Origin of the sequence: Pseudomonas sp. BN415, from assembly GCF_029871195.1 — a bacterium.
Taxonomy (GTDB): Bacteria; Pseudomonadota; Gammaproteobacteria; order Pseudomonadales; family Pseudomonadaceae; genus Metapseudomonas; species Metapseudomonas resinovorans.
This window is the reverse complement of the sequence record NZ_SSOK01000025.1, coordinates 77,786-101,632: the sequence shown is the minus strand read 5'-3', so window position 1 is coordinate 101,632 and position 23,847 is coordinate 77,786. Positions and strand designations below refer to the sequence as shown.

The window sequence follows — 23,847 nt, the reverse complement described above, 5'->3', positions numbered from 1 at the left end:
GGCTGGCGCGGAAGCCTCGAAGGTCTGCACTAGAGCACTTCCTTCATCGTTGCAACAACTAACGCAGGCATAGCCAACGCAAACAACCGCAGCCCTGCACACCCCAAAACGGAATCCGGCACGCCGTCTATGCTGGGAAGGGTGTCCCGTGCCGGGCGTCAGCCTGATAGCCAGGAGAACGGATGGCTATCGCCGTAAGCGGTGAGGCCATCTTCGGGGCAACGCATTTGATGTGAACGTCGATGTCCGTATCGTCACGAGGTAATCATGAGCCCCACGCGCGTGATTTCACCGAGCCTGCTGGTGTTCCTGGCATTGCCGGCCTTGTCGGACGAATTCACGATGTCGATGGGGCTCGATTATTCGCGGGGCGATTATGGAACCCCGACAACCAGTGAGACCTGGTATGTCCCAGTGGTCGGCAAGTATGAAACCGGCCCGATGATCTACAAGTTGACCATTCCCTACCTGCGAATCACCAACCCGGCGGTGGGCCCGGATGGCGAACCCTTGGCGGGTGACGACTGCGGCAGCGTCGAGAGCGGCGTCGGCGACACCGTGGCAAGTGCCGATTACGCACTGCTGGACGGCAGCGACGGCGGAAGCCTGCTGGTGGATCTTGTAGGCAAGGTGAAACTGCCGACGGCCGACGAGAACCATTGTCTCGGAACCGGCAAGACCGACTACTCCGCCCAGGTCGACCTCACTCAAACCTTCGGTGCAATCAGCGGGTTCGCCACGCTGGGCTGGAAGAAATTCGGCGATCCATCGGATACTGACTTCCGCGATCCAATCTTCACCTCGATCGGCCTGGTCACTCGCCTGGCACCGTCCACCTCCGTGGGTGCGGCTTACGACTGGCGCGAGAAAGTGACGTCTGATGGTGACGAAATCCAGGAGTTCACCCTGTTCCTGACACAACGGCTCAGCACCGAGTGGAAGGTTCAGCTGTACGCGCTCAAGGGATTTTCCGACTCCAGCCCGGATACCGGTGGCGGCTTGGTGCTCAGTCACCGCTTTTGAGCCGAAGACTCATGCACGCGTGAGGCGATATTTGTCCCAGTTGTGGTCCGTCGCGAAAATAACCAGGATGGCCCGTGTTATTTTCGCGTTTGCTGTGAAAGTCCTTTGCCATCTCGCGGCGGTCTGGAGGCTCTGATCTTCGGCACACTCGCTGCCCCATGTGCTGGCCCGGCAAAGCACCGCCGCCCGCCTGCGCCATTCACTGATTTTCGGATCCCAACACGGCACTTGCTCGGGGCGTGATAGCAGGCCCCACGAGCAGACTGGCAGAGCATCGCCCGGATGCATTCCCGAAACACCGCCCATCCCGCGCCGGTTATGCGAATGAACTCCTTCCGGGTGCCCGGTGTCTGTCTGCTGTCGGCCCATTGGGTGGATTGCATGGCCATTCGCTACAGGGGTGGCTGGGCTGTCCCTGGCTCCATCTGATCGCGTTCCTGTCTAGAGCACTTCGCGTGGCCGGCCACTTTCGCGCCCGTATGCCGGGTTTTGTCCCATCGCCATGTGAAGATTGCCCATGCCCCTATCCCGTCATTTCTCCGCCGGTGTTTCTCCGCTCCAGCCTCGCGCCTTCGCTGCGCTCTTGTTGGGTGGCCTGCTGACGTCGGCTGCGCCGGCCCAGGCCGAGGAGCCCGCCGGCAACGTGCGCTGGGTGAGCGACAGCCTGACTACCTACGTGCGCAGCGGCCCGACTGATGGCTACCGCATAGTCGGTACGCTCACTTCAGGGCAGAAAGTCGAGCTGTTGACGACCCAGGGGGACTACAGCCAGGTGCGCGGTGAGAACGGCAGCACCGTGTGGATTCCCAGTCGCGACCTGCAGGAAGTGCCTGGCCAGGCCGAGCGTCTGCCTCAACTCGACCAGAAGGTGGCCGAACTAACCGCCGAACTGGAAGGCATCGACGGAACCTGGAAGACCCGCGTGCAAGGCATGCAGGAGACACTCGACGCGCGCAAGAAGCTGATCGACGAACTGCAGGCAGCACGCTCGGCACTGGACGCCGAACTGACCCAGGTCCGCACCGAATTGCGCGATGCGCAGGCGCAACTGGGTGACGAGAACAAGCAGGTACTGATGCGCTACATGGTTTACGGCGGCAGCATCGCCGGTGCCGGGCTGATCGTCGGTCTGATCCTGCCGACCATGCTGCGGGTGCGGCGCAAGCGTAACGATCAGTGGATCTGACGACGCGAGAAGCCCATCGGCCTTCCTTGGCGGTGCGCGCCGCAACTTAGCGCGGCGCGCGGTTGCGGATGGTCTTCAGCAGGTCATCGGGGCTGATCTGGCCGACCACATTGCTCGCTGCGCTGCCCGGTTGAGGCAGGTCGAGGATGTGCCCCTTCATCTTGCCCACCACATGCATTTCGCAGGGTTTGCAGTCGAATTTCAGGGTCAGCACTTCGTCGCCGTGGACCAGTTGCATCGGCGCGACCTTGGTGCGCACGCCAGTGACGCCCTTGGCCTGTTTCGGGCAGAGGTTGAAGGAGAAGCGCAGGCAGTGCTTGGTGATCATCACCGGCACTTCGCCGGCCTCTTCATGGGCCTCGTAGGCCGCGTCGATCAGTTGCACGCCATAGCGGTGGTAGAAGTCGCGCGCTTTCTGGTTGTAGACGTTGTAGAGGAACGACAGATGCGCCTCGGGGTAGACCGGAGGCGGCACACTGACGGCCTTGCGGTATCCATGCGGATGCGCGGCAACGCGGGCAGCGGTCAGCGCTTCGATGGCTTCGCGGCGCAGGGCCTTGAGCTGTGAGTTGGGGATGAAGAATGCCTGCGGGGCATCCAGCTCGATCTTCTCGGCGTGGTACTGGGTGGTGCCTAACTGACCGAGCAGGTCGTGCAGCTGCTCCAGGGCCTGCTCGGGCTTGTTCGCCGCGCCGAACGGGCCGTCCAGTTTGACCGACGCACTCACGCCTTCTTCGCTGGTTGCGGTCAGTTCCAGGCGCGCTTCGCGCAGGGTCGCCTTCCACTTGACGCCAATGCGGCGCTCGGCAGAGGTCTTCAGCAAGGCCTGTTGCCAGTTGTGGTCCAGGTTACGGGAGAGTGGGTGGTTCGGGCGCAGGCGGAAGAGCCCGGCGGGCATCTCGTTGGGTTCGACCCGGTAGCGCCAGCGCTTGTCGCCGTCTTCCTCGAACTCATCCTTGAGCTCGGCGATGTTGGCGCGGAAACCCACCACTTCGCGCTTGACCAGTACGTTGAGGCCGTCGCCGTTGGACAGCGGCTCGCGGGTCACGACGATCAGGTCGCGCTTGCCGACTTTCTCGACTTCGCCAACCAGCAGGCCGGTGAAGGTCGGGGTGTCGAAGGCGCCGATGTCGATCTTGCGCTCGGTGACGAAGTAATCGGTGCTGCCACGGTGGAAGGTCTTGTCCGGGTCCGGCACGAAGAAGTGGTCGGTACGGCCGCTGGAGGCGCGGGCGAGGTCCGGGCGCTCGGCGAGGATGCCGTCCAGGCGCTGGCGGTAGTAAGCGGTGATGTTCTTGACGTAGCTCGCGTCCTTGTAGCGCCCTTCGATCTTGAAGGAGCGCACGCCGGCATCGACCAGGGCGCTGAGGTTGGCGCTCTGGTTGTTGTCCTTCATCGACAGTAGGTGCTTCTCGAACGCCACCACGCGGCCCTGGTCGTCTTTCAGGGTGTAGGGCAGGCGGCAGGCCTGGGAGCAATCGCCCCGGTTGGCACTGCGACCTGTCTGCGCATGGGAGATGTTGCACTGGCCGGAGAAGGCGACGCAAAGCGCACCGTGAATGAAGAATTCGATGGCCGCGTCGGTTTCATCGGCAATGGCGCGGATCTGCTTGAGGTTCAGCTCGCGGGCCAGCACCAGTTGGGAGAACCCGGCCTGGTCGAGGAATCTGGCCCGTTCCAGCGTGCGGATGTCGGTCTGGGTGCTGGCGTGCAGTTCGATGGGCGGGATATCCAGTTCGAGCACGCCCATGTCCTGCACGATCAGCGCGTCGACGCCGGCGTCGTAGAGCTGGTGGATCAGCTTGCGCGCCGGCTCCAGCTCGTCGTCATGAAGGATGGTGTTGAGGGTGACGAACACCCGCACATGGAACTGGTGGGCGAATTCGACCAGTTTGGCGATATCCGCCACTTCATTGCAGGCGTTGTGGCGCGCGCCGAAACTCGGGCCGCCGATGTACACGGCGTCGGCGCCATGCAGGATGGCCTCGCGGGCAATGTTGACGTCACGGGCGGGGCTGAGCAGTTCTAATTGGTTTTTTGGCAGAGGCATGTCAATCACGTTCGGCACGGGTGCAAGTGGCGCATTGTAGCGGGCATGCGCCACCCGGGCATCCATGGGGTGCCGGATGGTGGTCGATGGTCAGGTGAGGCGGGCCGGAGGAATCGAGTAGGTGCCCACCACATGGGCCACCGGTTCCTCCAGCCCCTCCGAATAGAGTGAAACCTCTCCCACGGCCAGGGTCTTGCCGACCTTCATCAGTTGGCACTCGCCAATCACGCGTTTGCGTGCTTCGGGCTTGCGCAGGAAGTTGATGGTCAAGCTGGTGGTGACTGCCAGCGGCACGATGCCGATCTCGCCCAGCAGGGCGATGTAGAGCGCTACGTCGGCAATCGCCATCAAGGTGGGGCCGGAGACGGTGCCGCCAGGGCGCAAGTCAGACTCGCCCACCTCCTGCGAAACCCGTGCGCTACGGTCGCCCACGGCTTCGACCACGACGCGGGTCTGGGGAAATTCCTGCTGGATGAATCGGGCTATCGCTTCTTTCTTGTCGGCCATTCCGGACTCCCTGGTGTGCCATGGTCGAGCGGACGCTGCCACAACCATCCCGGCCTGTCCATGTCCGCTCCCTCAGCCGCCAGAAGCGTATTTGATCTCGTGCAATAACACGCTCATCTTCCTTGGCTAAGCTCCCCCGGACAGGGTTTCGAAGGGTAGCCGGGATGTCATTCATCGATTCGATAGTCGCTCAGGTTCTGGTGCTGGAAGTCGGGATTCATCACGCCTATGCGCGGCTTGCCTGCCGGACTGATGATGAGGCGCTCCACGACCTGCGAATCAGCCTGCGCAAGTTGCGCAGCCTGCTGCGGCCCATGCGCCGACTGGATGCCACGAAGGAGCTGGATGCCGCTGCGGCCGATGTAGGCCGGTTGACCACGCCGGTACGCGACCTTGAAGTGCTGATCGCCGAACTGCAGCGCCAGGGCTTTCATGACCAGGCAGGGCGACGCAAACACCTGCTCGAATCCCGCTATGCCGTTATCGAGAACAGCGCCACGGTGCAACGCTTCATGGCCGTGCTGGATGGTTGGCCGGCGCGGATGCGCGAGGCCGATCGACAGGGCGAACTGGAGCAGCTCCGCGACCGGGTGCGGATTCGCCTGCAGCGGCAGTTGCAGCGTCTACGCGAGGCCCTGGCAGACCCTGCGTTCGACCGCCATGCGCTGCGTCTGCTGGTCAAGCGCATGCGCTACGTGCATGAGGCATACCCGAATCTCTCACCCATTCCCCATGACGCAATCCCTGCCCTGAAGGCCGTGCAATCCGCCCTGGGGGATTGGCACGACCACTTCCAGTGGTGCCTCAAGGCCGACCAGGAGGCGGACCTGCTGGTGCTCAAGGATCGCTGGGAAATCGCCGGCGAGTCGGAACTGAAGGCCGCTGAAGTCGAACTCTCGATCCTCGCCGAGTACCTGGCGGAACAGGCGCCCACCGTGCGGTAGGGCGCCCTGGCTGTTCAAGCGACACCAGCCACTTCGTACTGCGGAATAACCTCGAACAATCTGAGGCCGATGGAGCGCGCGGCCTCCAGGTGAGGCACCGGATCGCTGGACTCCGATTCGAAGAACAGTTCGGAGGTCAGCACGCGGGCACCACAGTAGTCGAATATCCCGTGATCGATCTGCGTCTTCATGGCCTGGCGATAGCCATGCCGCTCAAAGGTGCCGGCATCCGCGCCGGCTACGCCAATCAGGTGAACCTTGAGGTTTCGCAGTTTCTTCGTGAGCCCCCCTTCCAGGCTGTATTCAAACGCCCAGCCGTTGGCGAACACGCGGTCGATCCAGCCCTTGAGCAGCCCTGGCATCGACCACCAGTACACAGGGAAGACCAGCACCAGGGCGTCGGACCGGTCGATGCGGGCCTGTTCGGCGGCTACCTCGGCAGGCGGTGCTAGCTGGTGGCGGTGGACGGCATGGTCCGCGAGGTTGAACCTCGGGTCGAAACCTTCCTGGGCGAGATCACCGATCTCGGCGCTGTGGCCGGCCAAGCCCAATCCTGCGGCGACCTGTGATGCGAGGCTATGGGTGAGCGAGCGGGGATCGTGATGGGCAACGACGATCAGGGCATGCATGGTAAGAACTCCAATTGGCTGATTGCGGCTGAGAGACGCGCTCGATATGCTGAGCACAAGTTACTTTCGGTAAGTTACGATTGGTAAGTTACTTTCGGTAGGTTTGCTGTGTCAACACATGAAGATCAAACGCGTCCGCGTCGCCGCTTATCCAGGGAAGAGCGGCAGCGACAGCTGCTGGATACGGCCTGGCAGTTGATCCGGGAGGAGGGCACCGACGCCCTGTCCCTGGGCCGGCTGGCCGAGCAGGCTGGCGTTACCAAGCCGGTGGTTTACGACCATTTCGGTACCCGGGCGGGGCTGCTTGCAGCGCTGTACATGGAGTTCGATGCACGCCAGACGGCGGCGATGTATGCCGCACTACAGGCCAGCGAGGAGAGTTTGCAGGGCAGGGCGGGGGTAATCGCCTCGTCCTATGTCGAGTGCGTGCTGCTCCAGGGCCGCGAGATCCCTGGCGTGATCGCGGCACTGGCTGGCTCGCCGGAGCTTGAGTCCATCAAATGCGGGTTTGAATCGGCGTTCCTGGAGAAATGCCGCGACGCCCTGGTGCCATTCGCCGGTGGAAACGGCGTTGCTACAGCAGGCTTGCGAGCGATGCTGGGGGCGGCGGAGGCGCTGTCCCATGCCGCCGCCACCGGCGAAATCACGCCGCAAGAAGCGCAGGACGAACTCCGCGAAACCATCGTGGCTATGGTCGAGCGCAGTGCCCAGCGGGGCTGATCCCGGCACCTGATTCTCCTCAGCCCGCAACGAAAGCCGCTATGTGCCTGGCGCTGGCGTGCGGGTACTGCAGGTGCGGCCCATGGCCCGTGCTTGGCAGCGTCACCAGGTGAAGGGTCGGCAGGGCGCGGCTCAGTGCGTGCCAGTTTTCGACCGGGAATACGATGTCATGGTCGCCGCCGAGATGCAGGACCGGCGTGCTGGTTGTGCAAAGCGCATCCAGCGCAGGCTGCAGCGGGAACATCGGATTGCGTGGCCCATCCCCCAGCTGCTGGCCGGCCCATTCATGGGGTACCTCGGGGCATCGCCCGTCCTGGCGTGCAGCGATGCGCTCGGCGGAGCGTACGGCGGCTTCGCGGCTGGCAGCCGACGCCGGTTCGAAAAAGAGCTTCACGAAATCCTCGAAGTCGTTTTCCCGACGTGCCAGTTCGTAGAACAGCGCCTCGCCGGTCTTCACCAATTGGCCGGGGGGCGTAGTGCCAATCAGTACAAGATGACTGACCCGTTGCGGCGCTTGCAGCATGGCCACCTGTGCAGCAATGCCGCCCAGGGACCAGCCCCCGAGCACGACCCTGCTCAGCCCCAAGGCGTTGATCAGTTCGAGTGTGTCGCGCGCCAGCGATGCCGGGTCATAGGTGCGCGTACCGCCAGACAGGCCCAGGCCACTGTAGTCGAACACATGCACCTTGAAGCCCAGTTCCGCGAGCTCGTCGAGAAAGGCGGGATCCCAGGAGTCCATGACGCCGCGAAAGCGCAGGCACAGGACCATCGGCGTGCCTTCGCCGATCACCCGGTAGGCCAGACGGCGGCCATTGCATTCAATGAACTGGTTGGGCACCTGACTGGCGGATTGGGCGTTCGGCATGACGTGGCTCCTTCTCGGCGCTGAGCGGCTGGGTCAGGAATGGCGGTAATGCCGTCATCGCGCGCAGCGGCCGCAACACCTGGTCCGCAATGCAATGGTGGCAACCATGCAGGGTAGACCAGGCTCCGGCGGCGGACTGGAGTCGTCGAGCGTTTCCTCAGTGCTCGGCAGGGCCTTGACCGCCGATCGCCCGAGCGCGGGCTGCCAGTACTCGTCCATAGGCCAGGCCGATGACGCCGGCTACAACGGAGGCCGCCAGGACACCGAGCTTGGCAGCGCTCAACAGGTCCTGCTGGGTGAAAGCAAGATTGGCGATGAAGATCGACATGGTGAAGCCGATCCCGGCCAGACATCCGATCAGTGCCATCCAGGGCCAGGTCATGCCGGGCGGCAGACTGCACCATCCCAGGCGAACCATAAGCCAGCTGGTACACAGGACCCCCAGCGGCTTACCCACGACCAGGGCCAGCGCGACACCCGAAAGCACTGCGAGGGAACCGGCCTCACCGAGGTCCACGCCATCGAGGCTCACCCCGGCGTTGGCCAAGGCGAACAGCGGCATCACCAGAAAGGCGACCCAAGGGTGCAACGCCAGCTGTATGCGTGTTACCGGGGGCAGGAGCTCGCGCTGGGCCTGGCGGAGCTGTTTGATGGGTTGAATCAGCTCTGCGGCATCGCCGTTCGAGTCATGCTCGCGCGCGGCAAAATCAGTGATGGCACGGGTTGCCGTTTGCAACGGCGGCTCCATGAGTTTGACTGGGCGGACGGGTGTCATCAGGCCCAGCACCACACCCGCCAACGTGGGGTGGGCGCCGGTTTTCAGCAGGCCGAACCAGAGCAACGCACCGGGTAGCAGGTAGGCATAGGCCGAACCGATTCCGATGCGCTGCAGGCCCAGCACCAACAGGACTCCCGCTGCAGCGATGACGAATCCCACCGGGTCCAGGCCGCCTGAATAGAACAGCGCGATGATCAGCACCGCGACGATGTCGTCGATGATTGCGAGTGCAAGCAGGAAGATGCGCACCGAAGCGGGCACCGAGCGCCCGAGCAGGGCCAGCACGCCCACCGCGAAGGCAATGTCGGTGGCCGTCGGGACCGCCCAGCCCTGGCGCAAGCCATCGACGTTGTTGAGCGAGAGATACAGCAGGGCGGGTACGACGACCCCGCCAAACGCAGCAACCATCGGCAAGGCTGCCAGCTTGAGGTTGGCCAGTGCGCCTTCGTGGATTTCCCGGCGAATTTCCATGCCGACTACCAGGAAGAACACCGTCATCAGGGCATCGTTGATCCAGAAATGCAGCGACTTCGAGATGACGAAATCCCCCAGACCGAATGACAGCGGCAGGTGCCACAAATGTTCGTAGCCACTGGCAAAGGGCGAGTTTGCCCAGGCCAGTGCAAATGCCGCCGCAATCAGCAGGACAATGCCGCTGATGGCCTCGGTGTGGAGGAACTTATCAAGAACGGAGAATGCCTTTTCGGCAATACGCTGCGCAGCCGGCAGCGCCTTGGGGGAAGGGGCTTGGTTCATGGTCGCTAATTCTCAGCAGCTTGTGCGGCGGCCCGACCAACACATGAAACCTGTCTGGCAGCAACCAGACACCCGGCACGTAAACTACAGCGCCTTAGCCGATTTGACTAGCCACTTCTTGCCCGCCGCCTGGAGCTGCCCCTTGCTCCATGAGGTCGGGGCCGAGCCGCTCAAAGTGCCAGGCCGTCGATCATCCGGGGCGAGTTGTGCCGGTTCCGGTTGCAGGCATTCGATTCGGGTCAATCGAACAAGCGGCAAGCAGGCCGGTGTGCATCCGCAGCATCCGAATCAGTTGCTGCAGGTCAACGCGAGCGCCGGGGCTCAAGCGCACGCTGGTCTCATCAGTTGACTAAGAGGAGGCACTGCCATGGCCAAGATTATTCCCATTCGCTCCGGGCCGTCGACCTCGCCGAAACGGAAGGGTCTGCGCGGCTGGATCGCGCATGTGCGCGCCGTCGTCGACCGGCTGGTCTACCAGCTGATCAGGATTCCCTCGAACCGTCTCGACCGTCCCAGGGGAGCAGGGCAGGAAAGGGACTCGGCTGAATCAGGCAAGGAGAAGGGCAGTCGCTAGCGGTATCGAGTCACAGGCTTGAACGGCCTGGGAGGGGAAATCGCGCCGGCGAACCGGCGCGACCATGCTCATCAGAGAATGCTGAGTGGGTACTCGATGAAGGCGCGGACTTCGTTGAGGTCCGGGCCTACCTGGTTGTCGGCGCGGTAGATGGAGTTGCGCAGCTTGAAGGAGAGGTCCTTGGCCGGGCCGTCCTGCACAACGTACTTGAACTGGTTGAAGATCTCGCGCTCGGTACCGTCATTCTCGCCGCCGGCGACGATATCGGTGCCACGCACGTAGGCGAACTTGTAGCTCAAGCCCGGTACGCCATAGGTGCTGAAGTCCAGCTCGTAGCTGGCCTGCCAGGACTGTTCGTCTTCCAGGTTGAAGTCGGAGTAGTAGGAGTTGGCCACGTAGATGGTGCTGCCACCGTCGCCGAAGTCGTAGGCATAGCCGGCATCGCCGGTATTGCGCTGGTGGGCCACGATGAACGCGTGGGCGCCGATGCTGTACTTGGCTGCCAGGCTCCAGAGGGTGTTCTTGTCGTCATGGCCATCACCGCCGAACGCCAGTGCAGCCACAGAGCCGTCGTCGTACTTGGTGCGGTAGATGTTGAAGTCGAAGTTCAGCGCCTGCTCATCACTGAACGGGATGTTGTAGTTCAGGTTGGCGTAGTACTTCTTGTACATGTCCTCCACGTCGGAGTGGTAGAGCGACACACTGAAGTCATCACTGACCGCGTAGCTGCCGCCGATCACATCGATGCTCTTCAGGCGGTTGGGGTCGCGCGCCGGGTCGCCCATGGGGCTGTCGCCGGTGAAGCGTCCGACGTTCAGTTCCAGGCCCTCGATTTCCTTGCTGGTAACCAGGGTGCCGGTGAAGGCCTGGGGCAGCAGGCGGCTGTCGTCATGGGCGAGTACGGGCAGGTTGGGGAACTGGTTACCGTACTTGAGCACGGTGTTGGAGACGCGCAGCTTGAGCACGCCGCCGGCTTCAGAGAGGTCATCCACCGGATGGCCGTCGCTGTCGGTATCGAAGAAGGCGCTGTAATTGCGGCCCCGGCCGCTGTCCAGCTTCACGCCGAGCAAGCCGTAGGCGTCGACGCCGAAACCGACGGTGCCCTGGGTGAAACCGGATTCGAAGGTACCGATGAAACCCTGGCCCCAGGTCTTGGCGTCGTTGGTGCGGTCCTTGAAGTCACGGTTGAAGTAGGCGTTGCGCAGCAGCAAGGTCGCGCTTGCGTCTTCGACGAAGCCCTTGGATTCGGATTGCTCGCTGGCGAGGGCGGGCAGGCTGATGGCGGCGGAAACCGCCAGTGCCAGGGCGCTCAGAGGATTGAATTGCATCACGGTTGCTCCTGATGGTCGCTTTGTTGGTATTGGGATTGGCAGGAATTCAAGGCGCTATCAATGACCAGGAACAGTGACACTGCCCGGTCCTGACAAGCATATCCATTCATTATCGTTCTGGTGGCCGGCTGTGCCGACGCGATGCGCGCAAACAGTTATCACGGTTCGGGCAACTGAAAAAACTGTAATCATCAATTTCATGTATCAATGATATCAATGTTTACGAAATTTACAGGACGGGTATCCTGCGCCTGATGAAGGATGAACTTGCACAATCGCTTGTGTGAGTTGGCAGATGCTTCATCGAGTTACTCTTTGATTTAGGCCGCTTCTTCGGAGGCGGCTTTTTTTATGCGCGTAGCCATGCAGGGATTGTCTGGATCATGTAAATGCGTTAAGGGGGGGGCTTGCAATATTGCTCCGAGCATTGACGCAAAGCTTAAAGGGTTGATTCGCATGAAATTTGTGCGACCTGAGTGTCAATTGGCGACAGGTTGTCAAGCCCGGTAAAATGTCGTAAGCGTGGCAAATAACAGCTAAATTCAAAGATTCCTATGGGTCGTCATCAATAGTTGCTATCAAGGCGTTTGATTTGGGCGTCGAGGTGAAACCAGTAAACTGGGCCTCGATGAAGATATTGGCCGGACGCACTTTCTGGTCCTCCCCCAAGAAATGCGATCGGCTCCTCCGCTTCATCATTCCTTTGGTTTTATTTAATGGCCGCCTTGCCCAAGGCGGCCTTTTTTTATTTCTGGAAACAGTCACTGAACGCTCTTATAGCCGCCGGCAAGATGCAGCCGTTCGCTCGCTTCCAATATGAATGCCGGCCCATTGGGGAGATGAGGGCTGTGCCTCACCAGGGTATTGATGTTCGAACCGATCTCGAGTTGACTGCCGTTGAACCCGCCAGGAAAACACACCATGTCCGTAGCCGAGCTTCTGAAGAAACGCATTTCCGTCCGCGCGTTCAGTGACAAGCCCGTCATTGCGCAACAGGTCCTGGACTTGCTGGAAACGGCGCGCTGGTCGCCGTCCGGCGGCAACCTGCAGCCGTGGAAGGTGATTGTGGTCAGTGGCGCCGAGAAACTCGCCGTGGAACGCCTGGCCATGGAAACCCTGGCGCGCAACCCTCGCGGCGAAGCGGGTGACTACCCCATCTATCCGGAAGGGTTGGCCGAACCCTACCGGACGCGTCGTTATCGAGTCGGCGAAGACCTCTATGCACTGATGGGTATACCGCGTGAAGACAAGGCTGCTCGGCTGCGTGCGGTGGCGCGCAACTACCAGTTCTTCGGGGCGCCAGTCGGGCTGTTCTTCGTCATCGACCGCGCCATGGGGCACGGCCAGTGGGCGCATTTGGGCATGTTCATGCAGTCGTTGGCACTGGCAGCGGAAGAGCAGGGGCTATCGACCTGCATGCAGGAGGCGTGGGCGATGGTGCGCCAAAGCCTGCATCGGCACTTCGGGCTGCCGGAGCAGGAGCTGGTTTATTGCGGCATGGCCCTGGGTCATGCGGACGCGTCGGCGGTGGTGAACAACCTGCGCTCCGAGCGCGCGCCGGTGGAGGAGTTTGCTGTCCTCAAGGGATTTGATTGACGAGGTCAGGGCATGGATAGCACATCGACCCACTGAACTATTTCAGCCTGCAAACGCCATCTGCAAGACGTGGCTGCGCCTGTCGTCGAACTCCAGGATGTATCGGCTACCTCCCGAAGTCACTGACGTATGGCGCACTGTCCAACCCAAGTGATCTGCCACTCGCTTGACGATGGACAAATTCAAACCAGGCCCGCTACTGGTTTCGCCATGAGCGCATGTTGGTCGTTTGAATGGTCCCCTGCTGGGGGCGTCAAATACCCCGGTCCCATTGTCCTCGATTGCGATCCCTCCAGCGCTCAAATGTATGGTTATTACCCCCCTTTCAGTGTGCAAGCAGGCATTACGAAGGAGGTGGCTCACCGCAATGGAAACCAACTCCGGAATGGCGGGGACGAGCACGTCATCAGTCGAGATAAACTCGATCTCCACAGGTTTTCCCAGTAGCAACGGCTGGCAGCGCTGCAGTTCCTGCTCAATCAGCGGACGCAAGGCTATACGGAAAAGGTGGCTACTCTCAGGCACCTGCGCCAGTTCCAACAAGGCGCCCATTTGTTGAGCGATGTCCGCAGCGTTTTGCCGAATGCACTCGGTCATCGCCTGCAATTTGGGATGATCCTTCAACCCCCGCCTCAGGGCTTCCGCTGCGCCGAGCAAAATAGTCAGCGGATTGCGCAGTTCATGGCTGACGTCAGCCGTGAACCAACGCTCGCGCTGGAGGGCCCGGTTCAGTTGATTAGTGCGATCCTCGATCGCACGGGCCAATACGCCGAGCTCGTCAGTTGCATCGAGCCCGGGAAGCCTTTCCTCTCGCTGCTCATCCTGAACTGCGGAGGCCAGTTCAGTCAGGGGCAGAATCACCTTGCTTGCGCTGGCCCGCCCAACGAGTAACGCCAATGCGAGCCCGCCTAGAAATGCCAGGCTCAAGGCCATATAGGTGCGGTCTTCAATCGCTTCGAAGTCGCTTTGGTCATCCACGACGGCATAGCGCTGGCCATCCAACTCGCCAATCAACACGTGCAACGTCCGACCGTTTAGACGCAACTCATGGATCCCTGAGTTCAAGCTCCGCAAAGACTGTGGCAGCTGCTGACCGACGAAGAAGCTCAGGTCACTCGTCTGCAGCTGCGTTGTGCTGTTCAAGCCTTCGGTCCATTGTTCGGTTACTCGAACCAGGCGCTTATCGATTAGTTGGCTCTCGATCGCCTCGATCACGAAGAAGGCTGAGCCGGCGAATACCCCACCAATGATCGCCGCTAACAGCACAAAGGCAGCGACCATTCGGCCACGTATCGAACTACGGTTTTTCATCAGTAGCCACCAAGCAACGACCCGCTGTGGTCATGTTGCACATATTAGGCTGGGTTAGCGGAGACGCTGGGCCGTCAGCATGCACCCGGCGATGCAGAGCCACCCACGCAGGATCAACGGTCGCCGGCGAGAGCGCTTGCCTCAACGTTTCCCGGATCCCTGCGTCCGAGGGTCCATCGACAGTCGCAGGGATGACTGGGGGCAGTGGGGCCGTCCAGTTACCGCATCGTTCAAACCACCTGGAGTATCCGCATCATCTCGTGGTCCTCATGGGAGAGGATGTGGCAGTGCCATACATATTGCCCCGACTTGTTGAAGTGGGCTTTTACCCGAACCATCTGGCCCGTGGGATTACCGGACTCGGGCTCGGGGTTTCCCGGCAACGCGATGACCATGTCCCTTGGGGCTGCCTCGAAGTACTCCGGTCCAATGGGAGCTGGGGCAAAATTTGTGACGAAGGAAATTTCCGGTGCCTCGCCGGTCATACCGTCGTGCTGATGCGTCATCTGCGAGCCGGTGACCTGATACTCGAATACTTGCCGGTCGAGGATCTCGAAGTTGACCAGATGCAGGTGGACCGGGTGTGCGTCAGCAGTGAAGTTGTAGATCTCCCAGATCTCTGTGGTGTCCGCGTCCGGAGTTTCGGTTGTGGGTTGGAACCACGCGTACGCGGTGGCGACATTCGTGGCGTTGAGGTTGCCATCCTTGACGGTGCCCAACAGAGGCTGGAGCCGCCCGAATTCATCCATGCCTTCGAAGAGTGCAACTCTGCGGGTCGAGGCACCGCCGGATACGCCCGCATAACTGGGGAGGCTTGCCGGGTTGAAGGTATCCGGCACCCCGGATTTCGGCTTGATCACGTCGAAGGCCATGACCCGGTCGGTTTGGCGATCGTCGAACAGGTCTTCCGGGGCAAGGTCATCACCGAAGGCGCCGCCAAACGGCGAATCGCCCCCGAGGTTTTTCATGATGACGCGGCTACCGGCGGGGACCTGCGAGAAGTCGATGACGACGTCATAGCGTCCGCCTGGCTCGAACACCAGGGTGTCGGTCTGGCGCGGAGTGCCAAGTCCCTGATCGCTGCCAATGACCCAGAAGGGCAGAGGTGCGCCTGCGCTGGGGTGCTCAGGATCCGTGACGTGTGTAGCGACTGTTACGAACTGGAGCACCATGAACCGTGAATCGCAGCCGTTCAGCAGGCGCAAGCGATAGTGACGCGGCTCGACATTGGCCTTGGGCCAGATCTTGCCGTTGACGACGATATGATCGCCGAAGAACTCGGCCAGCGCGGTCGGGCCACCGTTGGGGAAGAGTTCGGGAGGTAGTATCGCGCCTTCGCCGGTGATGAAGTCGGCGTAGGCGGGATCGCCCGGAAAGGCCGGATAGAACAACGCGCCTTTCTCGGTGAACATCCGGTCCTGGATGAGATAGGCAAGTTCGTACGGATAGGCGGGGAGGTTCAACGGATTATCCGTAAGGCCCGTATCGAATTCGTCGCGGACGAAGTACTGGCCCGCGAGACCTGCATAGACGTTTAGTCGAGTAATGCCCAAGGCATGGTCGTGGTACCAGAGGTGGTTAGCTGGCACAGCGTTGTTGTAGCGGAAACGGTCGGTGAATCCGCCTTCAACGAAGTCCCACTGCGGCCCCGTTACTGCGGCATAGGGGCTGTAGAAGAACTCGGGATTACCGTCGAACTGGAAATCGCTGTTCCCGCCATGGAGGTGGGTGCTGATCGGTACGCCATTCTCCCTGACGCTGAACTGCCGGTAGTCGACGCCATTGGCCGAGTGTTCGCCGTGCAGCGAGTAGCACCAGTGCAGATTGGTATCGAGAGGAAGCAGGTGCTGCCTGCTCTTGAGTTCGTTCCTCCAGCGCACCAGCGTCTCGTCGGCTCCGCCCGCCGAGCTGCTGACGACCTGGATGGTCTGGCCCGGCCAGCTCACGATCTTGTTTCCGTACCCCCAGACCCGGGTCCACAACTTCTTGGCATTCTTCGGGTTGATCAGCCCCGTCTGCTGCTCGGTTTCACTGATGCGAATGTTGAAGTTCGGCAGCTTGCTCGGGTGACCGTCACTGTTGAGGTCTTTGAATAGGAACGCCGGATCCAACGCGTTGGGCGCAAGCTCGACGAACTTCGGTTGTAGCGCCGGATCGCTCAACAAGCCGACATTGGAAAGGAGAGCGACCGCCTGGGCCTGACGCAGAAAGGCGGGGGCGGGAAGCAGATAAGCGCCTGCGGCGAATGCGCTGTACTGCAAAACTTGACGTCTCGTGATCATGTCTAAATCTCCCCATGCAAGGGACGAGAGACTGCTGGAGCCCTTATCAGCAATTGGCTGGAGGAAGGGTTGATCTCTTGTGGGCTGTGCTGAGGCGTTTCGAATTGACCTAAATCAACAGTTGAAGCTGCGAGCTTCAACTGCACGCACGAACGGTGCTACCTGAGGAGCGAATGGTCTCGGGACTCTAAAACTGAAGTTCCTCTGATCTGGGCGGGATTGTTCAAGATGGTTCTCCGTCCGCATCATGTTTGCGGTGTGCGATGGGGTAGGGGCTGGTCGTGTTCATCAGGCCGTCATCAACGCCTGACGAAGTGCTTCGGTGTTTCCGGGCCACTTGAACGCTTCAAGGAAAAGGACCGGCTGCGGCCTAGCCGCTGATGGACGAGGCGTGGCGGGCGTCGATCTGCTCGATCAGACGGTCACTACCGCCCTCGGCAAATACCGGGGCTGCAGTGCCCACGACGGCACAAATGAACAGGATTTTGAGGGCTTTCATATCGAGCTCCGGAACGTGATGTTCGAGTAAAGGTGGCGCTCTCGTTTCCATCGAAAGTTGCGAGAGCACCGATTTCTGCCGGCAACCGGGGGAAGCGGCATTGCCGCTGCAGGGCGAACTAGGGTTTCAACTTGACGGGCTGGACGAGCGCCTCTTTGCCGTCGGACAGCAGCCAGGCCACCAATGAAGCCGGTTCCGAAGCACTGGCATTACGAGTGATGCGGTGCAACTGCATGGGGCTTTCGTACCAGGCGTCGCCTGCCTTGAAGCGCTGCGGAGGCTGGCCGTCGAGGGCAGACTCCACTTCACCGCTCAGCACCACCACGAAGACGTGTCCGGGGTGGCGATGGGGCGTCGAGGTGGCCCCAGGGGCAAAGTCCACCCGAAGCGCGGTGGCCGTCCTGTATAGCTGGGGCGGCAGAGTGGTCTGCGCGACCGGCGTGACGATCTCGTCTCCGGCACCGCCGCTCCCGTGGGCCAGGGCAGCGGTACTGAGCAACCCCATGAAGGCAATTCCGATGGTCTTGGCGAACAGGTTCATGGCGCCAACTCCGGCTGCATCGCAAAGCCGACGCCGAAGCGATTCCAGGCGTTGATCGCGGCAATGACGAAAGTCAGTTCTGCCAGTTCTTGCTCGGTGAACACAGCCGCCACCTGTTCGTAGATCTCATTCGGCGCATGGCGAGTGGCAACCAGAGTCAACGTCTCGGTCCACAGCAGGGCGGCGCGTTCGCGCTCATCGAAGAACGGCGTTTCGTTCCAGACGCTAATCGCCATCAGACGCTGGAGGCTTTCGCCTTCCTTGGCCGCATCGGTGGTGTGCATGTCGATGCAGTAGGCGCATCCGTTGATCTGAGAGGCGCGAATCCGGACTAGCTCACGCAGGGAACGTGGCAGCAACGATTCGGATGCGGCTTTCTCAAGGCCCATCATGGCCTTCATGGCTTGCGGGGCGGCTTGGTAGTAGTTGAGGCGTTTGGAACTCATCGCTGAACTCTCCAGGGTGGCCGAAGGATTTCGGCTCTGGAGTGCACTTTATTGGTGGGAAATGCGCGGATAAACTGGCCTTAATCGTTTTCTTTGTGCGGAAATCAGGACAATCATGGCCTTCGATCGATTGGAAGCAATGCGTGCCTTCTGCCGGATCGTGGAGGTGGGAAGCTTTACCCGGGCGGCGGAGGCGTTGAACGTCGCGAAAACCACCATCTCCGGCCAGATTCAGGGGTTGGAATCGTCGCTGGGTGTGAAGCTGCTGCACAGGACCACGCGACGAGTCACACCGACCACTGATGGTGCCGCCTATTACGAAAGGGCGCGCTCTGTACTGGATGACCTCGACGAACTTGAGGCGTCGGTTGCCCAGAGTCGCAGCTTGGCACGGGGCAGGGTGAGGGTTGAGATGCCTTCTGGCGTCGCGACTTGCCTTGTGATTCCTTCACTACCGGCGTTCACCGCACAACATCCGCAGATTCAGCTGGATGTCGGGTGCAGCGAACGAGTGGTCGACCTGGTCCAGGAAGGCATCGACTGTGCTTTCCGGGGTGGCTTGGTCGCGGATCAGGACCTGGTGTGTCGCCCTGTGGGGCTGATGCGCTTCTGCCTCTGTGCGTCACCGATGTACCTGATGAACGCCGCGCCGATTCTCAAGCCCGACGACTTGCTGCATCAGCGGTATCTCGGTTTCACATTTCCCGGCTCAGGCAAGCAAATGATCCCGATACTGCGGCGAGGCGACGACAGCTTCAGGATCGAACAGATGCCGGCAATGCGGTTCAATAACGGCGGCGCCTACATCTCGGCCGGTATGGCAGGCCTAGGCATCGTTTCGGTGCCACGCGCGGAGGCGAGTCCCCATTTTCAGTCGGGGACTCTGGTTGAGGTCCTGCCTGGCTGGGAGATGGATGGCATGCCCATCAGCCTGGTGTATCCCCCGACACGACATTTGTCTGCGCGGGTCCGCGCCTTTGCGGAGTGGGGAGCAGCGCTAATGGCCAACGATCCGCTCTGGGCGATGAAACGCTAGGCCGATTGCCCTGATTCCCTGGCGAAAAACCAAATCAAATGAACGAGTGACCATTTCCGTGTCTGAATAGTCCTTGGCGATGGGATGCCTGTGGCGATGCTTACAACCGGGTCAGTCGCATTAGTTTTGGCCAGGGCGATTCAGCCGATGGCGGTACGGGTGGCGGCGACGATAACGACGTCTTGCATGAGTGCTCGATGGAGAATGAGTGCGATGCCGGGACTATGCCTTGTCGTCGACATCCTGGCCCCACTCCGCGAGGGTGGGGTAGCTACGCTTGGAATCTGAATAGGCTGTCAGCGTCCATTTGGCACCGCCCAACCGCCAATGGCCGGCACTATTCAGAGAGGTAAATGCCGTGAATCGCAGTATTTCCATGCTGGCAGGCAGAAGCCGCAAGCTCGACGGCGGCGCACTGTTCGGCGCCACACCGCGACGGATGTGGGTCGAGTGGATGAGCCCCAACCACGACAATCAGGTGGAAGTGGCCACCCGAGCTCTGCTGGTCCAGCAGGGCGGCTTGAACATCCTCGTCATGGCCGGGACCGACGCGCTCCTGGCGCCGCCTCCACGCACCTGCCGTTGCCAGCGCCCGGCTGTGGGGCTTCTGGACAGCCTCGCCGAACTTGGCCTGGGGGAAGGGCAGATCCATGCCGTGGTGTTGCCTCATCTGCATGCGGTGTTGCCGCCGGACGTGCAGGATGCGATCCAGGACGGCAATGCGCCACGCCTGCTGTTCCCAACGGCACGCTACCTGACCGGGCGCCGCCATTGGCTGCGGGCCCAGCATCCCCACCCCCGCGACCGCGCACTGTTCGTGCCGCAGATCATCCGCCAGCTGGAAAACAGCGGCCGCCTGAAGCTGCTCGACGAGAGAGGCTGCGAATTGCTGGGTGCAGGCTGGCGTTTCCATCTAAGCGACGGCTACACCCCGGGCCAGTTGCTGCCGGAAATCGACATGCCCGGCGGCCCGGTGGTGTTCGCGGGCGACCTGGTGCCCGCCGTGCACTGGCTCAGGCTTGACCTGACCACAGCACTCGATCGCAATCCGGAGTGCCTGATCGATGAGAAGGAGCGCCTGCTGGACCACCTGGTGGCCAATGGCGGGCGGCTGTTCCTGCCGCGTGATCCCGACTTCGCCATGATCAAGGTCCTGCGCGATCGGCAGTCCCGTTACCAGGCGTTCGACCAGCACACCGAACTGCAGCGGCTGGACAGTTGAGGCAACGCCCGCCGAGTAAGCAGGCGTTTTCAAGTCGGCCAGGGTGCGCCGTGCGCACATCTGCCGAACGATGCTGGGAGTCTCCGCCCCGGCCTGCTCGCGGGATCTGGAAGCTGACTCAGGATGTGACCTAGATGCTTTCCAGTACGCGGCGCAGGTCATCCGGCAGCGGCACCGGGCACCGGTTCACGCGGTTCACGTACACGTGCACGAATGCCCCTGGGCCGACGCGATGTCATGGTCGTTGGCGAACAGGCCGACTTCGTAGCGCACGCTGGAGGTGCCCAGGCGCGTTACCCGCAGCCCTGCACGCACGAGGTCGGGGAAGGCGATCGACGAGAAGTAGCTGCAGCCGGTCTCCACCACCAGGCCCACCTTGGGACTCTCGACCAGGTCCAGCAGCTTGCGCTCCAGCAGCCAGGCGTTCACCACGGTATCGAACCAGCTGGCAATTCGAAGGGGACAACATCGACGGCATCATCGACATGGCCTGGGAAGCCGCGTTGACGCTGATTGAAGACCAGCGCGAGTCGTATTGTTCGTAAGTGAAATCCTTGTCGGTTAGCCACCGATTGGCCCATGACGATTCATAAACCTAATCAATGGTGTGCTGGAGGAGGCTGCCACACAGCGCAAACACCTGGGCCACCGCGCCCTGGGACATCCGGTAGGCCCGGGAGGGAAGGGCGGTGACGGTTTCTGCCGCAATCTTGCACTCGCGTTTGGTGATGGTAAGGCTGAACGGTCGCCATTCACTGTTGAGAATGTAGGTGCCAGTTCCCTGCTTCTTCCTGCCATCCGTGTGTGAAAATCGAGATTTGACCATCGGTCCGAAGGCGTTGAGGGTCGCCTGATTACCGGCATAGGACTTGAGAAAGGATCGAACGGCGCGGTAGCGCTCGCTAGCCCGGCTTTCTGCCGGGAGACCTTCGAGAAAATCGCGAACCACAGGAAGTTCACCGTTCAGGTGAAGGAAGTTGAGTTCATGGATCGCACGAGACTCGCCTATCAGACCGCGCTTTTGATCAGAAGACAGGCAGCTCGCCACGTATCAAGAGTGAAGAAGTACGCTCGATGTTGGACAGCCGTGCATGTACAAGAACCTGAATCGCTTGGCGCATAGCCAAGGTCAGGCGCCCGCAGCACGCCAGTTCAATCGCAACCAGCGCTGGGCGCTCGACCGGCTGGCCAATGCGCGATAGCAACTGCACAGTAGCTTCTTCCACGCCTTCGATCTCGGCAATCACGGCACGTGCTATTTCCAAAGCGAGTGCGTTATACAGTTTGCCGACGTGGGACACTGGGTTTTTTCCTGCCACTGCCTCAAGCGACATGCTGCGGCAAGGGGTGATCAGTCCGTTCATTCGGTTGCCGCGACCGACCTCGCCGTCATCACCATGCTCTGCACTTAATCCGGACACAGTCAGGTATAACTCATCCACGCTGCTCGCATGCGCGTCGTCGAGCGCATTAATGGCGAGATCACAGGGGCTCATCAGGGTCGAGAGTAAATGCTCCCTGATAGCCTCCTTGACTGCAAAGTACTCTTTTGCATCGCAAATCTCCCGGTCGATGAGCGCCAACGCGACGGTGAATGTCAACTTTTCGCCAATCCGTGCTGCCATGACCTTGTAGTCGTCGCCCGCCGCTGGAAATCGCGTTTGGAACGCTGCCGAGTGCAATAGCTCCCCAAGTTGCAGCGCCTGTTTCTCGAGGGGCGAGTATGGAGCGAAACCGACTCCGAATGAGGTGTCATTGGCAAGGGCACGGGCACGGGACACCCCGCGCACGAAAACCTGTTGCAGGTTGGGACTGCCGCTGCGCACGGCACATTCGACTTCGAACAAGGTCGTGTCACAACGCACCGCTTGGGACAGATAGCGGTATGCGGCGGCCCTTACTAACTCGGACAGTTCGATATCAGGCAAGGGACTGGCTCGACCGCTTATGATCAGGCGTATCGGCGTCAGCACCTGTCCGCCGCCAAAACGCGGCAGACTCTGGCCGCCAATCAACAAGGCCTTGTCGACGTTGTAATGCAAGATGCGTCCGAAGGTCTGTAGATATGCGCCATTGAGAGTCAGCGACACAGCCTCCGCGACTCCATCGCAAAGGCTGTCCGGATGACCGATGCCTTTGTGTTCGCACATTTCGAATTCGCGCGTATGAAACGATTCGTGCTTGGTTATCACAAGTTCCATGTCCTTCTCTCCTGTCCGTTATGGCCTAGCCGCGAGGGCTGGTATCGGTGGTTATGACTCTCCTTCAGAGTCTCCCCAAACGGGAGATGCCCAGCGCCAGACACGACTCGACGCCTCCTGCGAAGATGCCGTAGACGAGGAGAATGGCAGCGAGAACAGAAAGGTTCTGGTACATGGGATGACCACGGCTCAGGAACGGCCAGTTGAGTGTGAGTGGGTTTCGCAGGATCAGCAAACCAGGGCCCTGCTACGAAATTGCAACGACCTCGCGCGATCGATGACCCTCACCCAGATTGCCTATTCGTGATGGGCGAATCCGCGAAGAACCCAACTTGATTTAGATCAATTTTTGTACTGCATCGCTGACTACACTCATCCGATAAGAGCTGAGAACATGGGCGAGTGCGTCATGTACGGCTTACCTCGATACCGCTACAGCGTTTTACGCCTCATCCTGGCGGGATGGGTGGCGATGCTGCTCGTGATGGCATTCCAGGGCTGCGTGCTGCGGGCGCAGCACGATCATGCCAAGGGGCAGGACGCGTTCGTTGCAACCCAGCAGACTCCGCACACCTGCAGTTGCCCGCAAAACACAGGCGATGCCGTTACGGCAATCAACTCTCTGCCTCATCCGTCGGGGCTGGATAGCCTCGGCTGGGCCAACGGGTTACTGGTGCCGGCTCTACTCTTGATCCGCTCTAACGCCTTTGCCTCCCTAGCCCTTAGGTCCCCTGTGCCGTCGAGGCCCCCAGCCCGCCTGATGTTCGTTCGCTTCAACGATTGATCCGCATTTCAGGCCGGCCGAACAGCGGCCGCCGCGCTTCATTGCGCCGATCCGGCGCAATCCAGATCTGCCCTCCGGACCCTCATCACCAGGAGATCATCATGCAAACGCAACTGAAACTGGTCTTGGCCGCCATCCTGACAAGCGGCGCCTATATGGCCGTGGCCGAGGAGGCGCATCATCCGGCCAATGCGCCCGCTGACGCAGCCGCGCCTGCGGCGGCCGACCTGGCGGCCCTTGATCAAGCCATGAGCCGACAAATGCAGAAGATGCAGGCGGCGCACGACAAGGCGTCTGCCGCGAAAACGCCAGCCGAGCGCCAAGCCGCGCTGCAGGAGGGCATGGCGACCATGCAGGAGAGCCTGACCATGATGAGCAAACAGCAGGGGGCCGCTGGATGCATGGGCATGGGCATGGGGACGCCTGGCTCGAAAGGCGGCATGGGAATGATGGACATGATGATGAAGATGATGAAGCAGCAAGAAGCCATGATGGGGATGCCGATGGACCAGCAGTGAGGCGGCGTGCACGCGCTGCGCTGCTGGCTAGGTCCGTTTCCGGCAGGA

At 61.1% G+C, this 23,847-nt stretch carries 24 protein-coding genes and 1 pseudogene; 11 read left to right on the top strand and 14 right to left on the bottom strand.

The annotated features are described in order from the left end of the window. The first annotated feature begins 267 nt into the window (after positions 1–267). Positions 268–1,023 carry a hypothetical protein gene (locus E8F20_RS07015; protein ID WP_280283117.1) on the top strand — a complete coding sequence of 252 codons (756 nt, stop codon included), beginning with the start codon at positions 268–270 and terminating at the stop codon, positions 1,021–1,023. 517 nt (positions 1,024–1,540) lie between these two features. Beyond that, positions 1,541–2,209 carry a TIGR04211 family SH3 domain-containing protein gene (locus tag E8F20_RS07010; RefSeq protein ID WP_280283116.1) on the top strand — a complete coding sequence of 223 codons (669 nt, stop codon included), beginning with the start codon at positions 1,541–1,543 and terminating at the stop codon, positions 2,207–2,209. A gap of 46 nt (positions 2,210–2,255) precedes the next feature. Here the strand turns inward: E8F20_RS07010 and E8F20_RS07005 are convergent, their stop codons facing one another. Both E8F20_RS07005 and E8F20_RS07000 read right to left on the bottom strand, forming a co-directional pair. Next, a complete protein-coding gene (locus E8F20_RS07005) occupies positions 2,256–4,259 on the bottom strand; it encodes a U32 family peptidase (protein WP_280283115.1) in 2,004 nt (667 codons plus the stop codon). 90 nt (positions 4,260–4,349) lie between these two features. After that, positions 4,350–4,766 (bottom strand): PaaI family thioesterase, encoded by a 417-nt coding sequence (locus E8F20_RS07000; protein ID WP_280283114.1) that lies wholly within the window; start codon positions 4,764–4,766, stop codon positions 4,350–4,352. A gap of 164 nt (positions 4,767–4,930) precedes the next feature. Here E8F20_RS07000 and E8F20_RS06995 point away from each other — a divergent pair, with 164 nt between their 5' ends. Beyond that, positions 4,931–5,710, top strand: coding sequence for a CHAD domain-containing protein (locus tag E8F20_RS06995; protein ID WP_280283113.1), 780 nt, complete (start codon positions 4,931–4,933; stop codon positions 5,708–5,710). Positions 5,711–5,724: 14 nt separating this feature from the next. On the opposite strand, the gene E8F20_RS06990 is transcribed toward E8F20_RS06995, so the two are convergent. Further along, positions 5,725–6,339 (bottom strand): NAD(P)H-dependent oxidoreductase, encoded by a 615-nt coding sequence (locus E8F20_RS06990; protein WP_280283112.1) that lies wholly within the window; start codon positions 6,337–6,339, stop codon positions 5,725–5,727. Between the two features lie 108 nt (positions 6,340–6,447). Here E8F20_RS06990 and E8F20_RS06985 point away from each other — a divergent pair, with 108 nt between their 5' ends. Next, positions 6,448–7,059: a TetR/AcrR family transcriptional regulator gene (locus E8F20_RS06985; protein ID WP_280283111.1), complete on the top strand. Its 612-nt coding sequence runs from the start codon at positions 6,448–6,450 to the stop codon at positions 7,057–7,059. Positions 7,060–7,078: 19 nt separating this feature from the next. On the opposite strand, the gene E8F20_RS06980 is transcribed toward E8F20_RS06985, so the two are convergent. Further along, positions 7,079–7,924 carry an alpha/beta hydrolase gene (locus tag E8F20_RS06980; protein WP_280283110.1) on the bottom strand — a complete coding sequence of 282 codons (846 nt, stop codon included), beginning with the start codon at positions 7,922–7,924 and terminating at the stop codon, positions 7,079–7,081. A gap of 157 nt (positions 7,925–8,081) precedes the next feature. Next, complete coding sequence (gene nhaA / locus E8F20_RS06975; protein WP_280283109.1) at positions 8,082–9,458, bottom strand: Na+/H+ antiporter NhaA; 1,377 nt, start codon at positions 9,456–9,458, stop codon at positions 8,082–8,084. Between the two features lie 367 nt (positions 9,459–9,825). Here nhaA and E8F20_RS06970 point away from each other — a divergent pair, with 367 nt between their 5' ends. Next, complete coding sequence (locus tag E8F20_RS06970) at positions 9,826–10,032, top strand: hypothetical protein (protein ID WP_280283108.1); 207 nt, start codon at positions 9,826–9,828, stop codon at positions 10,030–10,032. Positions 10,033–10,103: 71 nt separating this feature from the next. Here the strand turns inward: E8F20_RS06970 and E8F20_RS06965 are convergent, their stop codons facing one another. After that, positions 10,104–11,360 (bottom strand): OprD family porin, encoded by a 1,257-nt coding sequence (locus E8F20_RS06965; protein WP_280283107.1) that lies wholly within the window; start codon positions 11,358–11,360, stop codon positions 10,104–10,106. A gap of 924 nt (positions 11,361–12,284) precedes the next feature. Here E8F20_RS06965 and E8F20_RS06960 point away from each other — a divergent pair. Continuing rightward, a complete protein-coding gene (locus E8F20_RS06960) occupies positions 12,285–12,959 on the top strand; it encodes a nitroreductase (protein ID WP_280283106.1) in 675 nt (224 codons plus the stop codon). A 42-nt stretch (positions 12,960–13,001) separates the two neighbouring features. On the opposite strand, the gene E8F20_RS06955 is transcribed toward E8F20_RS06960, so the two are convergent. From E8F20_RS06955 to E8F20_RS06935, 5 genes are all read right to left on the bottom strand, one after another. Further along, on the bottom strand, positions 13,002–14,270 hold the full coding sequence (locus tag E8F20_RS06955) for a HAMP domain-containing sensor histidine kinase (protein ID WP_280283105.1): 1,269 nt from the start codon (positions 14,268–14,270) through the stop codon (positions 13,002–13,004). A gap of 230 nt (positions 14,271–14,500) precedes the next feature. Then, positions 14,501–16,552 (bottom strand): multicopper oxidase domain-containing protein, encoded by a 2,052-nt coding sequence (locus E8F20_RS06950; RefSeq protein WP_280283104.1) that lies wholly within the window; start codon positions 16,550–16,552, stop codon positions 14,501–14,503. A gap of 370 nt (positions 16,553–16,922) precedes the next feature. Continuing rightward, a complete protein-coding gene (locus tag E8F20_RS06945) occupies positions 16,923–17,051 on the bottom strand; it encodes a co-regulatory protein PtrA N-terminal domain-containing protein (protein ID WP_280283103.1) in 129 nt (42 codons plus the stop codon). A gap of 118 nt (positions 17,052–17,169) precedes the next feature. After that, positions 17,170–17,592, bottom strand: coding sequence for a cupin domain-containing protein (locus E8F20_RS06940; protein WP_280283102.1), 423 nt, complete (start codon positions 17,590–17,592; stop codon positions 17,170–17,172). Further along, positions 17,589–18,038: a carboxymuconolactone decarboxylase family protein gene (locus tag E8F20_RS06935; RefSeq protein WP_280283101.1), complete on the bottom strand. Its 450-nt coding sequence runs from the start codon at positions 18,036–18,038 to the stop codon at positions 17,589–17,591. Before E8F20_RS06935 ends, E8F20_RS06940 begins: the two co-directional genes overlap by 4 nt. A gap of 115 nt (positions 18,039–18,153) precedes the next feature. Here E8F20_RS06935 and E8F20_RS06930 point away from each other — a divergent pair, with 115 nt between their 5' ends. Together E8F20_RS06930 and E8F20_RS06925 are read left to right on the top strand one after the other, a co-directional pair. Further along, a complete protein-coding gene (locus E8F20_RS06930) occupies positions 18,154–19,074 on the top strand; it encodes a LysR family transcriptional regulator (RefSeq protein ID WP_280283100.1) in 921 nt (306 codons plus the stop codon). A 358-nt stretch (positions 19,075–19,432) separates the two neighbouring features. After that, positions 19,433–20,296 (top strand): MBL fold metallo-hydrolase, encoded by an 864-nt coding sequence (locus tag E8F20_RS06925; RefSeq protein ID WP_280283099.1) that lies wholly within the window; start codon positions 19,433–19,435, stop codon positions 20,294–20,296. A gap of 195 nt (positions 20,297–20,491) precedes the next feature. Here the strand turns inward: E8F20_RS06925 and E8F20_RS06920 are convergent, their stop codons facing one another. Further along, complete coding sequence (locus E8F20_RS06920; RefSeq protein WP_280283098.1) at positions 20,492–20,728, bottom strand: hotdog domain-containing protein; 237 nt, start codon at positions 20,726–20,728, stop codon at positions 20,492–20,494. 8 nt (positions 20,729–20,736) lie between these two features. Between E8F20_RS06920 and E8F20_RS06915 the strand changes: the two are divergent. Continuing rightward, a pseudogene (locus E8F20_RS06915) lies at positions 20,737–20,841 on the top strand (class II aldolase/adducin family protein); the annotation flags it as partial. Between the two features lie 50 nt (positions 20,842–20,891). On the opposite strand, the gene E8F20_RS06910 reads toward E8F20_RS06915, so the two are convergent. After that, a complete protein-coding gene (locus E8F20_RS06910) occupies positions 20,892–21,245 on the bottom strand; it encodes a hypothetical protein (protein WP_280283097.1) in 354 nt (117 codons plus the stop codon). 76 nt (positions 21,246–21,321) lie between these two features. Continuing rightward, positions 21,322–22,497 carry a methionine adenosyltransferase gene (locus E8F20_RS06905; protein ID WP_280283096.1) on the bottom strand — a complete coding sequence of 392 codons (1,176 nt, stop codon included), beginning with the start codon at positions 22,495–22,497 and terminating at the stop codon, positions 21,322–21,324. A 394-nt stretch (positions 22,498–22,891) separates the two neighbouring features. Here E8F20_RS06905 and E8F20_RS06900 point away from each other — a divergent pair, with 394 nt between their 5' ends. Together E8F20_RS06900 and E8F20_RS06895 are read left to right on the top strand one after the other, a co-directional pair. Next, positions 22,892–23,281 (top strand): hypothetical protein, encoded by a 390-nt coding sequence (locus tag E8F20_RS06900; RefSeq protein WP_280283095.1) that lies wholly within the window; start codon positions 22,892–22,894, stop codon positions 23,279–23,281. 101 nt (positions 23,282–23,382) lie between these two features. Continuing rightward, complete coding sequence (locus tag E8F20_RS06895) at positions 23,383–23,799, top strand: hypothetical protein (protein WP_280283094.1); 417 nt, start codon at positions 23,383–23,385, stop codon at positions 23,797–23,799. The last annotated feature ends 48 nt before the right edge of the window (positions 23,800–23,847 follow it).